Raw genomic sequence first — 12,983 nt, 5'->3', positions numbered from 1 at the left:
CACATTCCTCCCCCGAGGCTGTTGGTGCCTGTCACCACGGTGAACGTAACACTCGGTCGCGAGGCCGGTGGCTGGTACTTTGACCGCGTGGTTGACATCGGGGGAATCAACGACTGGGACGCGGCGGGGCTCGAGCGGCTCAGCAGCTCGCTCACCAGCAGAACCAACACGTTGATCGATCTGGGCGATCAGCTCGACGGCATCAAGCTCGTCGACGGCTGGGTAGGGGAGACCAGTGAGGTGGCCCGCCGTGCATTCGAAGCCGTCGTCGATCAGCTGACCGACTCCGCGGCACAAGTCGGAGCGATCAAGCGGCTCACAGACGACACCGAGGACGCGGTCACCGCACTCAAACGTGCGCTCGCCGAGGTCTCGTCACTCGCCCTCGCGAACGACTTCGCCGTTCTCGACGACAACACGCTCTGGGACAGGTGGGCTTTCGAACGACCACCGAATCAGACCGACGCCGAAGCCGCGGACCGTCAGCGACTGAAAGCCGAACTCCTCGACCGTGTCGGCGAAATCGTCCTTCGGGGAACAGAAATCGAAGAGAACGCGGCCAGGATCATGAACGCCGCAGCGCAGAACCTGATCTCCGACAACGGCAGTACCGACGTCCGGGAGGCAGTCGGCCTGGGCGCACACCAGGGAGCGACGAAAACCCCGACACCTCCGGCAGAAGGGAATCCGTCGGAGAACAACCAATGGTGGAACTCGCTCACCGACGAACAACGCGACTACGTCCGCGACGAACGTCCCCACTGGATCGGAGATCTCGACGGCATCCCCGCCGCCGAGCGATCGGCCGCAAACCTGGCCCAGCTCGATACGGATCGCAGCTCCATCGACGGTCAGATCAACGAGGCACAGGCCCGATACGACCAGACCGGAAGTGCGATGGACGAGAAGAGACTGCAGTGGGCGCAGGACAAACGTGCGTCGCTCGATGCCGTCGAACACGTGATGTTCCAGACGGGAACCGACGGTAGCTTCCTGCTGGGTCCGGACGGACAGCGCGTTCCGGTTCCGGACCGGCAACTGCTGGCGTTCGACGCCTCGCCCGATCGGACGTTGGCCACCGCGGTGGTTGCGGCCGGTGACGTCGATTCGGCCGACCACGTCTCGGTGCACACCCCAGGTTTCACCAGCACCGTCGACGGCGGGCTCGGCGGCCTTGTGAACGACGCGGCGAGTATCCGACAACTCTCGCAGTGGCAGCTCGACCATTACAGCCCCGACACCGCCGGGCACACGGTCGCGTCGGTGGCCTACATGGGATACGAGGCTCCACAGGACGTCGGCGTGTTGTCCGATGGCATGGCCCAGACCGGAGGCGAACGGCTCGCATCGTTCCTCGACGGCATCGACGCATCACGGTCGGATGATCCGCACCTGACCGCCGTCGGACATTCCTACGGTTCTCTCACAACAGGATTCGCGCTGCAGGACGGTACCGGTGTGGACGACGCGGTGTTCATGGGATCACCCGGGATCGGCACCGACAACCTGGGTGCTCTCCACATCAGCGGCGATGCGTACACCCTCGCATCGGGTGGTGACGGTGTCGCCGCCCTGGCACGATTCGACGGTGATCCACGCGAGATCGCCGGGGTGCACGATCTGTCGACTCGGGCCGCCGACGTGGTGATGCCCGACGGCACCGACGTCGCGCTGATGTCCACCGATCGGTTCACCGGTCCCATCGTGGAACGGATGGGCAGCCACAGCGACTACTACAAGCTGGACACCACGAGCCAGTTCAATCAAGCCGCCGTGATCGCGGGCATTCCCGATGTGGCGGTGCCCCGATGACGCGAACGTCGACCACGATCGCAGCCTTACTCGCTGTCGTATTCCTGGGAGGGTGCATGAGCAACACGCCGGAGCCGTACGAGGGCGAACATCGGCCGCGTGGACAGGCCGACTCGGAGATCAGAGCGGAGGAGACCGCCGCGGCGTTCGAGGAGTTGAAGCAGCGGGCGGGTCGGCAAAGCACGGTGGAGCCGAGATTCGAGCGGATGCAAGAAGACATCAAGGAAGCTATCTCGAGACTGGTTCCGGGGTTGGAATGGGCGACCACGCGCTCGCGCAGCGAATCACCCTGTGCTGAACCGTATTCCAATACGCCGGGCCTGAATGTGACGCTCGTGCCGTTCAGTTCCGACGATCCGATTCCTGCGGATCGGTGGCCGGCAGTGCGCGAGGCCGTCGATTCCATTGCCGTAGCCAACGGTTTCGACGGCGTCGACCTCGGTGGCGGCAGTGCGGACCGTCGGCAGATGAGTCTTCGTGACCCCGATGGTGGTCACATTCTCCTCGGCTCGGGTGGGCGTACGGCCTTGATGATCACGACGGGTTGCTACCTGCGCTGATCCGGTAGGAACGTTTGGGCTACACCCGACCCATTCCGGCTCGATGCGTGGGCTCGACGAGGAACAGGCTGCTGCCGTCGAGTCCGTCTCTGCGGTGAATGTTTCCGCGCAGTCCTGCTTCGACCAGCCGGACGGCGATCTCGTAGATTTCGTCGAGTCGTTCATCGGTGAGATCGGGACGAATTGCGAGATGGATTTCGTCGCCTATGTGGCGCATCACCGCCTGGAAAGTGGTGCTCACCGCGCTGTAGAGCACCTCGCACTGGACCAGCAGGTCGTCGGACATCACATAGTCGTCTTCCGCACCGAGCAACGGCGTCACACCGAAGTCCTCGAGGAGGTTGATCAGCTGCACGCCACTGCGTCCGGCTGCTGTCGACCGATCTGCCAGCACACCCGATTCCACTTCTTTGGTAGTGAAGATCAGCGTTGCCTCGACGCCGGGATCGAGCAGTCCCAGATCGGCGCGCATCGCCTGGAGCAACAACGAGTGCATTCTGATGATGTACGCGTGCTCGCTCTGCAGACGTTCGTGTGCGGGAGCAGGGATTCCGGATTCGGGTGCCAGCGGAGTCAACACCCGGCGATCGATGCCCGTCGACAACTCCAACGCCAACGGATGGACGCGTCTGCGAGCAACCACCAATGCCGCGGTGAGCGCCAGATCGAGCTGGTCGTAGGCCTTGTTCAGTGACCGCTTCGCGGCATCGAGATCGCCGACCGGGGTAGACACCACTGCAGCCGAAATCTCCTCGGCCACAACTCGATCGACATTCGACAGCGCGAAGAGTAATTCCTGGTATCGCGCGGTCACCTCGTCGCGATTCCACGAGTCGTTGTCGCTCGACTGACGCACCTGACGGTCGACGGCCGTGTGCAGTGCCGCCAGCTCCCGAGAGATGACGTCCTCGTTCGCGCCGACCCGACGCACGCTCAGCGCTGCCCATGCGGCACCGATCGCAGCGATCGCCACGATGATCAAGGTCCACAACGCAATTGCGGACACACCCGACTCCGAAGCAGCCAAGACGCTGGTAGTCATCGCTACATCATGCCCGAATGTGTTACATATCGTCCCTCTTTCGCCGTTCTAACCGCCCGGTACGAGTTCGTAGGGTTATCGGCTTTCGGATTCAGCTGTGTGCGCCGTGGGCTGCACCGATCTCTGTCGCCATCCCCAGATCGTCGTTTTCCACAGTGCCTCGATCACTACGGCGCGGCTCATCTTGCTCGTGCCGGACTCTCGTTCGCGGAAAGTGATGGGAACTTCGCTGATCTTCTTTCCGGTATCGGCCACCAGCAATGCCATTTCGATCTGAAAGCTGTACCCGCGCGAAGTGACGGAATCGAGATCCATCACTCGAAGTACGTCGGCGGTGAATACTCGATAGCCCGCGGTGGCGTCTCGCACCGTCAACGGCGTGAGTAGGCGCACGTAGGTGTTCCCGGCTTTGGAGAGGATCTTGCGGCTCAGCGGCCACCCTTCGGTCCGCCCGCCGGGCACGTAGCGAGATCCGATGACGAGGCCGACCTCCGGAGCGTAGGAGGCCGCGATCATCGCCGGCAATCGTTCGGGAGGGTGACTGCCGTCGGCGTCCATCTCCACCAGTCGAGTGAATCCGTTCTCGAGGCCGTATCGGAACGCATCGAGGTACGCGGTGGCCAGACCCGATTTGGCGGGCCGATGCAGCACTCGCACGGCGGGATGCTCCGCCGCCAATACATCCGCGATGTCCCCGGTGCCGTCGGGACTCGAATCGTCGATGACGAGAATCGTGGCACCGGCAACGGAATCCAATGCCCGACGCACCAGCGGAACCAGATTGGCGGATTCGTTGTAGGTCGGGACGCACACCAGGACGTCCGCGTAGGTCGCGGTCATCGCGCCAACACCTTCGGAGTCCAGATCAGGTAGTAACCCGCGAACTCGCCATGCCGAGTGAAGGGCACCTTGTTCGACAGGCGATACGGCGTATCGGAGGTGGTCAGATATTGATTGATCGCTCGTCCGTTGTCGGTGTTCAGACTCAGATAGATCGTCCCGAAATGTGATTGGTCGATCGCTTCGCGGTAGGCGTTCATGCCGTTCTTGTTTCCGTAGTTCAGGCTGAACGTATCCGTCCACAGGATCGGTTCCACCTCGCCGCGCAGGGCATAGCGCTGCGCCGACGGTTCCTCACCGAGGATGGCTTTGTTCGGCGAGACGGCGATCTCCTCGCGCAGGGCCTCCACCACCGCGGTGTCGTCGACCCACGAGGTGAGGAACTCCTGCGATTGTGTCCAGCCCAGAACCAGTTGCATCGACAGCGCAGCGGCCGCGAGCGGAACCCCGAACCACCTGGAGCGAGCGATGAACCAGGCGAGCAGGTACCCCGCGAGTGGGGCCGCGAACACCATGCCGAATGCGACGTGCTTGGACAGCGACGTTTCCTCGCCGATGCGAATCTGCTGCGCAGGCCCGATGACGCTGAAAGCCAACAACGTCAGGACCAACGGCCAGCGACGCCACTGGAGGGCAGCGCCGAACACCGCCAGGATCAGGATCACCCCGATCCACATCGCGGCGTTGGTGAGCAGCAGCGATGCCGAGGCCGGAGAGATCGGTGTGCGGTCGGTGGTGGTCGAGATGATCCCGGGTACCAGATCCTGAGCCCAGAACACCAGAACGAAGAAGGACACCGCGACGGCCGACAACACGATCAACAAGGCCTGCCGGACGGCTCCCCATCGAATCTTGTTCCACGTCAGCAGCATTCCGATCACGGCGATACCGGGAAGATAGACCGCCGTGGCGTACTTGGTGAGAAATGCCAAGGCCAGTGCCGCTCCGATGATCGGAGCCCAGAGCAGCGAATCCTGTTGCGCACTGCGCACTGTGAGCCACAGCGCGACGGCGACCAGGCTCATGGCCATCGCATCGAAGGTCGCCATGTGGGACAGGAAGATCACCGAGCCGCACAGCAGGAAGACCGCGGCACCGAGCAGGCCCGCGAGCCGGCCGAAGAGCTGGCTGCCCACGCCGTACGTCGCGACGATCGCAACCCAGACGAACACCATGCTGACCATGCGTGCCGCCTCGAGGCCGCCGACGGAATCGGCTGCCGCAGCGAGGATCGGGAACAGGCCCGGGGCACCGGAGAAGTAGGCACCCGGATACTCGGTGACATTGACGCCGTCGGTGATGTGCTCGATCATCCGGTGCCCGACGAACACGTAGAGGCCCTCGTCCTGGAAGGCGGTGGTGTTGGAACCGGGCCGAAGCGACAGGGCCGAGGACACCGCGCACATCAGAACCAGCCACGGCCACGACGCCGTCAGCCAGCTCCGGGGCGTCGAGGGTGTGCGCCGCGTGGAGCGATCGGATGGCATCTGGTGCACGAAGGTCGAGATCTCCGAGCGAAACAGCCTTCGCCGCAGGGTCATCGGATCGAGGAGTGTGGGGAATTCGGTACGCCAGAACATCAGTGGATAGACCACGACGAGGTTGAAGACGGCGAATCCGATCATCGGTGCGTAGTTCGACCAGCCGTACTCGGGAGCCCGCCAGAAGATGCCGACCCACATCGCCAGCTGGACGAGCACCAGCCACGTGGTCATCAGACGTTTGACGCGCAGAGCGGTGGTGGAGCGGGTCTTGATTCCCGTCGCCTGCCACGCGTCCGTGCGGCCCCGGATGACGTCGAACACTGCCACGGAGTGGATGTAGGAGTAGAACGTCTGCACGCGGTCGAGCCCGATGGCGCTCTCGCGGCCCATGGTGACGACAGGGACGATGGCGATGCGCACCACCATGGCCAGGAACACGAACAGGTAGTTGTTGATGGACACGTCCTCGGGGGCGAGGAAGGCCATCAGAATCGGCGGCAGCGCAATGGCATAGATGTTGATCGCCGTGTCGATGTAGTACATGAAGCCCGACCAGAAGCACAGGCGTTGGCGCAGTGAGAATTTCACCGCATGGAAGTCGCGGGACTTGAGCAGACTCATCGACCCGTTCGCCCAGCGGTACTGCTGATTGGAGAACTGATCGAGCGTCTCCGGGCACAGCCCCTTCGATACGACCACCGGTACGTACCGAGTTCGGTATCCGACGCGCATGAGATCGACACCGGTGTAGACGTCCTCGCTGTGTTCGATGGCCGAGAAGCCGCCGCCGACCTCGAGTGCGCTGCGCCGATAGACCGCGCAGGTACCGACGCAGATCGACGCATCACTTCGATCTCGCGCCGCCTGAATCCAGCGGTAGAACAACACCTGCGTCGCCCCCGCCGAGTACTCCATCCACTTCATCCGCAGCGTGGTGTCGAAGTACTGCGGACTTTGCACGATGGCCACGTCTTCTTCGGTGGTGTACGGCATGAGTTGATGCAGATAGTCCGGCCGCGGTACGAAATCTGCGTCGAGAATCGTGATGAAGTCTCCGCGGGACTCGTCGAACCCGAATCGCAGGTTGCCTGCCTTCTTCAGATATCCGCGATTGGGCCGGACGCGATACTCGTAGCCGAAGGCGTCGGCCAGTTCTCGAACGCTGTCCCGATCGGAATCGTCGAGCACGTAGACGGTCAGCTCGCCACTCCATTCGAGCTGACTCACGTGCCAGAAAGTGTTGTGCAACACAGTGATGTCTTCTCCCGCGCTCGGCAGAAACACATCGACGCTCGGGTAGTGCACGGGCCGATACGCACGTACTCGCTCTCGGTGACCGGCCAAGGTGTCGCGGCGCGGCTGCACGGAGGTCAGCAGTGAGAGGACCATTGCCGCCGTCGTGATGGCGAGTGGAACGAGCAACGGAATTGCCCATGCCTGCCCCTGCACCAGGTACAGCAGGCTGACCGTGGTGAGAAAGCCACCGAAACTCGACGCCAGCGGAATCCAACGGTGCTCGCTCTGCAGGTACGAGTCGCGTTCGATATCCGTTGGTGGAGAGGGGAGTTCGTCGGAATCCGGTGGGGAGAAGCGCACAGTATGGCTCTGGAAGATAGACGTCATGACGACCAATCGGCTCACGAGCGCGGCAGTGAAGATGGAATGAGGTCGTCATTGACCTGGTGTCCCCCGACCACCAAAACATACCTCGAGATTGCTTAGGGCGCCGTTTTCAAACTGTCCGTCGTTTGATCTAATCTTGGACTCCTTATGACCCGTTTCCGGACCTCGTTGCTCACGCTCATCACTGTGCTGTCGGTCGCGGTCGGAGGTTGCTCCTCAGCGCCCGATCGCCCGGAGCGCACGTTCGGTTTGTCCTCGGACGGCGAAAATGCCGGAGTGAGCTCGGCTTTCGCCACCGGTGCGGAGCTGGGGAGAGAGCCCGAGGTGGTCAACTTCTTCGAGGCGTGGGCGTGGCAGCGCTCGCTACCGGTGGACACCCTGTACGAGATCCACAACCGAGGCGCGATTCCCGCCGTCACCTGGGAGCCGTGGGATCCGAACGCAGGCGAGTATCAGGACGGCTATTCGCCGTCCCGTATCGCAGCGGGGGAGTTCGATGCCTACATCACCCAATGGGCCGATGCGGCAGCACAGTTCGATCAGCCCATGCAGATTCGTTTTGCGCACGAAATGAACGGATCGTGGTACCCGTGGTCGGTCGACGGTTCGCGAAGTACCGCTGATGACTACCTCGACGCCTACCGACGCGTTCACGACATATTCATGCGCACCGGTGCCAACAAGGTGCAATGGGTGTGGTCCTTCGATGCCAGTAGTGGCCGCGCGGAGGGATTGCCCATCGCCGAGGCGTCGTACCCCGGCGACATGTACGTCGATCTGATCGGCATCGACGGATACAACGGAGGCGGCGAGGCAACGTCGTGGCAGACGCCGGACGAGGTCTTCGGCGGGGCTCTTCAGACAGCGAACACAGTTGCGCCGGGCAAGCCGGTCTGGATCTACGAGACTGGAACCGGAGACCAGTTGGGCGACAAGCCCGCCTGGATCACCGACCTGTTCGAGTACCTGGACACGACCTCCGTCAGCGGACTGCTGTGGTTCGATTTCGACAAAGAGGGTGAAGCGAACTGGCGTCTGGACAGCTCGCCGGCCGCACTCGACGCAGCATCGGGTGCACTATCTGCTTGGTAGTCAGCGTCCGGGCGCTCAGCTTCTGGGACGCGCGGCGAGAGCCGATGCCATGGCGGCGGCCGAGGCGGGACTGCTGTCGATACGCCAATCCACTTCCTTGTTCATGTCGAACCACAGGAATCCGGTGACGTCCGGCTGCGCGGCCAAGTACTCGATCAACCGGGTGATCCAGGCAGGCTTTGACCCACCGGCCTCGGCGGACGCGACCTCGCCGAGGACGATGGGCTTGCCCAGGGCGAGTGCCCGCACCTGCGTTAGTCCATCGCCGAACAACTGATCCGGGGTCTGCCATGCGCTCCACGACTGACTGGTACCCCAGTTGTAGCCGTCGAGCCCCACCACATCGACGTACTGGCTGCCCGGATAGACCACCGACATGGGAACTGCGTTGGGCACGTTGGGATTCCACACCCACTCGACGTTGGACGCACCGGCTGCGGTGAACAGATCGTGAACGTGTCGATACGCACGCACGTAGTCACCGTCGGTGTTGCCGTTGACCCGATCTGCCCACGGATACCAATTGCCGTTCATCTCGTGCGCGTAACGAAGCATCACCGGCTTGCCCCAACTCGCCAGTGCCCGAGCCCATTCGGTGATGTAGGCGTCGTACCGACCCGCGGTGATGTCCGAGGACTGAAAATCTGGCTGTACGACGCCCGCGCCCGCAGCCCAGGGCTCCCACGTCAGTAGGGTTTTCGACCCGCGTGCATCGGCGGCGTCGAGCTCGGCGATCGGAGCGGGCTGCGCGAAGTCCTTGTAGATCACTGCGAGCGACGCACGCTCGCCGAGGACAGATTCGATCTGATCCAACTCCCAGGTGGCGGACGGGCCGTTGGGATTGATGATGCCCAGACGCAGTGGTGCCGAGGAGATCTGTTGAGTTCGCGGTGTCATCGGAGACGACGATGCCACGACAGTCGAACCGAGGACGAGCGGGATGACGAGAGCGGCAGCTGCGACGCCGATCGTTCGCGCCAACGACCTGGTGTTTCTCATGCTGCGACGGTAGTACTCCGGGCGTTGCTGCAGGTGGGAACGGGAGTGCCAAATGTCCTTCATGGCAACACGTTTGGTTGATAATTTCCTGACTACGGACGGTGGTACCGGTTTCGGGGCGAGATCGGTCGAGTGGAATGTTTTCCCCCGTCGACCCGACCGGATTTCTCAGGTGAAGTAGCTAAGGCTAGCCTTATCTGCAATGCCCTCTCGAGCTACAGGAATTTCATGACTCATCGCCTCACGTTCCGCTTCGCCGCAGTGTTCACCGCCGTGGCAGCCGCATCCATCGCACTGATCGGCTGCAGCTCGTCCGATTCGACCGACAGCCCGATCGAGTCGCCGTCCACCGGCTCGTTTCCGCTGACCGTGCAGCACATATACGGAGACACCACGCTGGACGCGGTGCCCGAACGGGTCGCGACATGGGGATTCGGCACCACCGACGCGGTGCTCGCCCTAGGAGTCGTCCCGGTAGCGATGCCGTCGGCCGAATACGGCGGCGGTGACGATCTGACCTATCCGTGGGTGTCCGGCGCGATCGAGTCGCTCGGCGGTCCTGCCCCGGTTCTGCTCGACAACGTCACGGACGCACTGTCCGTCGAGAAACTTCTCGCCACCGACCCCGACGTCGTGTTGGCCCCGCACTCCGGCCTGACCCGAGCCGAATACGACGCGGTGACCGCAGCCGGAGTTCCCGTCATCGCCCCGCCCGAGGAACTGTGGTCGACGCCGTGGCGCGACGTCATTACCACGACCGGTGATGTTCTCGGGGTCCCCGAGCGCGCACGCGATCTCGTTGCCGATCTGGATCGCCAGGTGAAGGACGCAGGCGCTCAGCATCCCGAATTCGACGGCCGCACAATCGCATACGTGTCCGAGGCTGCCGACGTGTACTACCTTCTGTTGCCGTCGGACCCGCGAGTGGAGCTGCTCGAGAATCTCGCTTCGTCTCACCTGCCTCGGTGACCGACCTCGCGACCGACGACGCCACCTACTCGACGACCGTCTCGGCGGAGAACATCTCGAAGATCGACGCCGATGTGGTGTTCACTCAGGTCGACACCGAGGATGCCCTGCAGCAGTTCCTCGATTCGCCTGTCTCACGGCAGATTCCGGCGGTCGCCACCGGTGCGGTCGCCGGATTCGTCGGGCAGGAAGCCGGAGCTGCAGTGGGCCCGACGGCACTGTCGATTCCGTACTTCCTGCCGACTCTGGTCGACGGACTTGCAGAGGGTATCGCGGTGAGTTGAGGCGAGTCCGAGTGGGCAGACTCCGGCGATCCTGCCTATGGGGGGGCTCACATGTTCACGCCGGTGAGTGCGGCCCTGATCCAACGGAAGCTCTGATCGACTGCCTCGCCGTGACTGTTTGTCGGCTGCAGTGGCAACCGAAACGGACATACAATCCAGTGAGGTTCCCCGGAGGGTGGACACCGAGATTGCGGGACCGAGGGTTCCGTTGGATGGATGTCCGCATGTCCCGCAAGCGCAGGTCGTTCGCGACCGTGTACAAGGTCGAGGCCGCCCGTAGGGTGATCGATTCCGGCCGCACCATCGCCGAGGTCGCCCGGGAGTTGGGCATCAACGAAACACTGCTCGGCCGCTGGGTCGCCGACGAACGCCGCCGGATCGAGGCTGCGGCGGCCTCGGGTGATCAACTCACGGCCGCGGAACGTACCGAGCTTGTTTGGTTGCGCCGTCAGGTCTCTGAGCAGGAGAAAGACATCGTGTTCCTGAAAAAGCGTCCGCGTACTTCGCAGCCAATCAACAAAAGTAGAGCTTTACGCGTTGATGGCCGCGGAGTACGCGAATTCCGCTGTTCACCGGATGGCAGGACTGCTCGAGGTGTCGACCTACGGCTTCTGCAAACACCAAGGACGCAGCGTGACAATCAGATTGGCGCAGTGTCAGCAACGACGGGCCGATCTGGAGATCAGGATCCTTGACTGTCTCGGCTGGTGCGGCCGCAGCACGCGACATCTGTCAGGGGTAAGTCGTATTCTTACCGCCATGGGTCTGCTTCAGACGGTCTTCTGGTGCTTGGTGTCGGCGCCGATCGTGTTGTACGCGTCTTTGCTGTTTGTATTTGGCATCCCAATCTTCAAGTCCAAACGTTGGGATGTTGCGTTCCAACGCAGTGCGGTTGCCGAGCTGTACAGGCGCGGACTACAGCACGACTTGTTGACTATCGACGAGATGTTCAGGGCAGAATCTATTCTCGGCACGACGAATCTCATTGATGTGGACGATGAGATCGACGTTGGTGATCTTGCAGGTCTCAATGCGCTCTTAGAGCGCAAGGCGTCGGCGGACGAATTGCTGAAGATTCGCAGGGCCTTTCTGGTCGGCGCGTTGCGGAGGCAACGGGCGGCCGCGTGGCGAATCCGGCGGCTACGAAATCTCCCGCGCGTTTGGTGGGCGGTACGCATCGTATCTGACATGGAGGTTGGAATTCGCGGAATGCTGTGGATTTCGGTACGGCACATGCCAATGGTGAAGCGCCTATTCGACGGACCTGGACAGTATTGCGTGGTCGCAGGGGTCATGATCGGTGTCATCCATTGGGTTGTGCAGAGTGCGAGCAGGAGCGCTGCCAGCATGTCCGACATCGTAGGCGTTGTAATTACCTGGACAAGCATTCTCGCCGTTTTGTGGATGGTCGCATCTGTCATCCGCGCAGTCAGTATCGCGGTGCGCGGTCAACGCCGTCGGTTGGACCGAGCCGGTATGGTGGGCTTCATATTCTCTGTGGCCATGGTTTCCGGTGTGCTGACGCTTTACGTGACAGGGGCGTTTGGTTGGTTGGTGCGGAGCCTGGGAGAAATTTCGCGTTCGATATCTGCGTCGGGGGGCGTTCCGATCCGAATCTCGGCGGTCTTGTTCGCGGGTTTGGCCATCTGGATGGCCTGGCGCGTGGGTCGCACAGCCAGTTTCAAGCATTTACGGCTGAGCTGTCGGATTGACGCCATCGTGGGTGCCTTGATGATCCTCGCTGTGGCGATCCTATCGATGCAGATGGCTCTCGGTGATTTTGATGTCCCGGGGATCGAGTTTGTGTTCTGGATGCTCGGGTCTACGGTCATAGCGCTCGTATTGGTTGGTAGGTCAGCTGCTGTGCTCGAGTGGATTCGCCGCCGTCGCTTTTTAATTCGAGCAGGTATTCGTATTCCGTGCCGGGGGTTCGGTATACGGACTGGTGTCGGTGTTCTGATGATCAATGTGGGCGTATGGCTGTCCGTGGTCGCTATCGACCGGGTTTCATACTCGGATGAATCGGCTCTTCAGGTGGCGGCTTTTATTATTGTGGGAGCGACGATGCTCGGCTTTCTTCTTTCGGCGGCATGGTGTGTAGCCGGATGGCTCTATGTCCGGCGCGTCGACAAGCTCTACGAGAAACATCGCATAGTGGTTATCTCGGAATTGTCGGGTAGCGGATTTTCTGGGTCACTGCACGCCTCACGTTGAAATGAACTTTCCGGGAGGCTGCGTGAAGGGCTCTCGTGGATCACCCCTCTGATCTCGAAGTCGC

11 protein-coding genes are annotated in these 12,983 nt (G+C 62.2%); 7 read left to right on the top strand and 4 right to left on the bottom strand.

Features of this window, described 5'->3' with window-relative positions; translation table 11 throughout:
- Positions 1-87 precede the first annotated feature (87 nt).
- The gene (locus RHBS_RS00320; RefSeq protein ID WP_128644512.1) at positions 88-1,812 is read left to right on the top strand and encodes an alpha/beta hydrolase; all 1,725 of its coding nucleotides are present in this window, start codon (positions 88-90) and stop codon (positions 1,810-1,812) included.
- 56 nt (positions 1,813-1,868) lie between these two features.
- Positions 1,869-2,372, top strand: a complete 504-nt coding sequence (locus RHBS_RS00315; RefSeq protein ID WP_187298301.1) for an LppA family lipoprotein — start codon at positions 1,869-1,871, stop codon at positions 2,370-2,372.
- 19 nt (positions 2,373-2,391) lie between these two features.
- Here RHBS_RS00315 and RHBS_RS00310 read toward each other — a convergent pair whose 3' ends face one another.
- The 3 genes from RHBS_RS00310 to RHBS_RS00300 all read right to left on the bottom strand — a co-directional run bounded on the left by RHBS_RS00310 (position 2,392) and on the right by RHBS_RS00300 (position 7,361).
- The gene (locus RHBS_RS00310; protein ID WP_128644510.1) at positions 2,392-3,414 is read right to left on the bottom strand and encodes a hypothetical protein; all 1,023 of its coding nucleotides are present in this window, start codon (positions 3,412-3,414) and stop codon (positions 2,392-2,394) included.
- Between the two features lie 75 nt (positions 3,415-3,489).
- Positions 3,490-4,254: a polyprenol monophosphomannose synthase gene (locus RHBS_RS00305; protein WP_128644509.1), complete on the bottom strand. Its 765-nt coding sequence runs from the start codon at positions 4,252-4,254 to the stop codon at positions 3,490-3,492.
- Positions 4,251-7,361 (bottom strand): glycosyltransferase family 2 protein, encoded by a 3,111-nt coding sequence (locus tag RHBS_RS00300; protein ID WP_128644508.1) that lies wholly within the window; start codon positions 7,359-7,361, stop codon positions 4,251-4,253. The genes RHBS_RS00305 and RHBS_RS00300 overlap by 4 nt, the downstream gene beginning before the upstream one ends.
- Before the next feature lie 147 nt (positions 7,362-7,508).
- Here RHBS_RS00300 and RHBS_RS00295 point away from each other — a divergent pair, with 147 nt between their 5' ends.
- Positions 7,509-8,453, top strand: a complete 945-nt coding sequence (locus RHBS_RS00295; protein ID WP_128644507.1) for a glycoside hydrolase family 26 protein — start codon at positions 7,509-7,511, stop codon at positions 8,451-8,453.
- A 15-nt stretch (positions 8,454-8,468) separates the two neighbouring features.
- On the opposite strand, the gene RHBS_RS00290 is transcribed toward RHBS_RS00295, so the two are convergent.
- On the bottom strand, positions 8,469-9,515 hold the full coding sequence (locus RHBS_RS00290) for a glycoside hydrolase family 26 protein (protein ID WP_236745311.1): 1,047 nt from the start codon (positions 9,513-9,515) through the stop codon (positions 8,469-8,471).
- A gap of 165 nt (positions 9,516-9,680) precedes the next feature.
- Here RHBS_RS00290 and RHBS_RS00285 point away from each other — a divergent pair, with 165 nt between their 5' ends.
- The 4 genes from RHBS_RS00285 to RHBS_RS00275 all read left to right on the top strand — a co-directional run bounded on the left by RHBS_RS00285 (position 9,681) and on the right by RHBS_RS00275 (position 12,919).
- Positions 9,681-10,421: an ABC transporter substrate-binding protein gene (locus tag RHBS_RS00285; RefSeq protein WP_237668877.1), complete on the top strand. Its 741-nt coding sequence runs from the start codon at positions 9,681-9,683 to the stop codon at positions 10,419-10,421.
- Positions 10,418-10,705: a hypothetical protein gene (locus tag RHBS_RS29955; protein WP_237668876.1), complete on the top strand. Its 288-nt coding sequence runs from the start codon at positions 10,418-10,420 to the stop codon at positions 10,703-10,705. Before RHBS_RS00285 ends, RHBS_RS29955 begins: the two co-directional genes overlap by 4 nt.
- A gap of 224 nt (positions 10,706-10,929) precedes the next feature.
- Positions 10,930-11,400 carry a transposase gene (locus tag RHBS_RS00280; protein ID WP_187298300.1) on the top strand — a complete coding sequence of 157 codons (471 nt, stop codon included), beginning with the start codon at positions 10,930-10,932 and terminating at the stop codon, positions 11,398-11,400.
- The gene (locus RHBS_RS00275; RefSeq protein ID WP_187298299.1) at positions 11,339-12,919 is read left to right on the top strand and encodes a hypothetical protein; all 1,581 of its coding nucleotides are present in this window, start codon (positions 11,339-11,341) and stop codon (positions 12,917-12,919) included. The genes RHBS_RS00280 and RHBS_RS00275 overlap by 62 nt, the downstream gene beginning before the upstream one ends.
- Positions 12,920-12,983: the final 64 nt, after the last annotated feature.

Origin of the sequence: Rhodococcus sp. BS-15 (genome assembly GCF_000813105.1) — a bacterium.
In the GTDB taxonomy this organism is placed as follows: domain Bacteria; phylum Actinomycetota; class Actinomycetes; order Mycobacteriales; family Mycobacteriaceae; genus Rhodococcoides.
Note: the sequence above shows the minus strand (reverse complement) of the source record. Positions and strands in the feature narration are given on the sequence as shown.

Excerpts from the sequence above, each read along its gene's own strand:
- RHBS_RS00315 (WP_187298301.1), top strand. The coding sequence starts at position 1,869 with ATGAGCAACACGCCGGAGCCGTACGAGGGCGAACATCGGCCGCGTGGA.
- RHBS_RS00310 (WP_128644510.1), bottom strand. The coding sequence starts at position 3,414 with ATGACTACCAGCGTCTTGGCTGCTTCGGAGTCGGGTGTGTCCGCAATT.
- RHBS_RS00305 (WP_128644509.1), bottom strand. The coding sequence starts at position 4,254 with ATGACCGCGACCTACGCGGACGTCCTGGTGTGCGTCCCGACCTACAAC.
- RHBS_RS00300 (WP_128644508.1), bottom strand. The coding sequence starts at position 7,361 with ATGACGTCTATCTTCCAGAGCCATACTGTGCGCTTCTCCCCACCGGAT.
- RHBS_RS00295 (WP_128644507.1), top strand. The coding sequence starts at position 7,509 with ATGACCCGTTTCCGGACCTCGTTGCTCACGCTCATCACTGTGCTGTCG.
- RHBS_RS00290 (WP_236745311.1), bottom strand. The coding sequence starts at position 9,515 with ATGAAGGACATTTGGCACTCCCGTTCCCACCTGCAGCAACGCCCGGAG.
- RHBS_RS00285 (WP_237668877.1), top strand. The coding sequence starts at position 9,681 with ATGACTCATCGCCTCACGTTCCGCTTCGCCGCAGTGTTCACCGCCGTG.
- RHBS_RS00280 (WP_187298300.1), top strand. The coding sequence starts at position 10,930 with ATGTCCCGCAAGCGCAGGTCGTTCGCGACCGTGTACAAGGTCGAGGCC.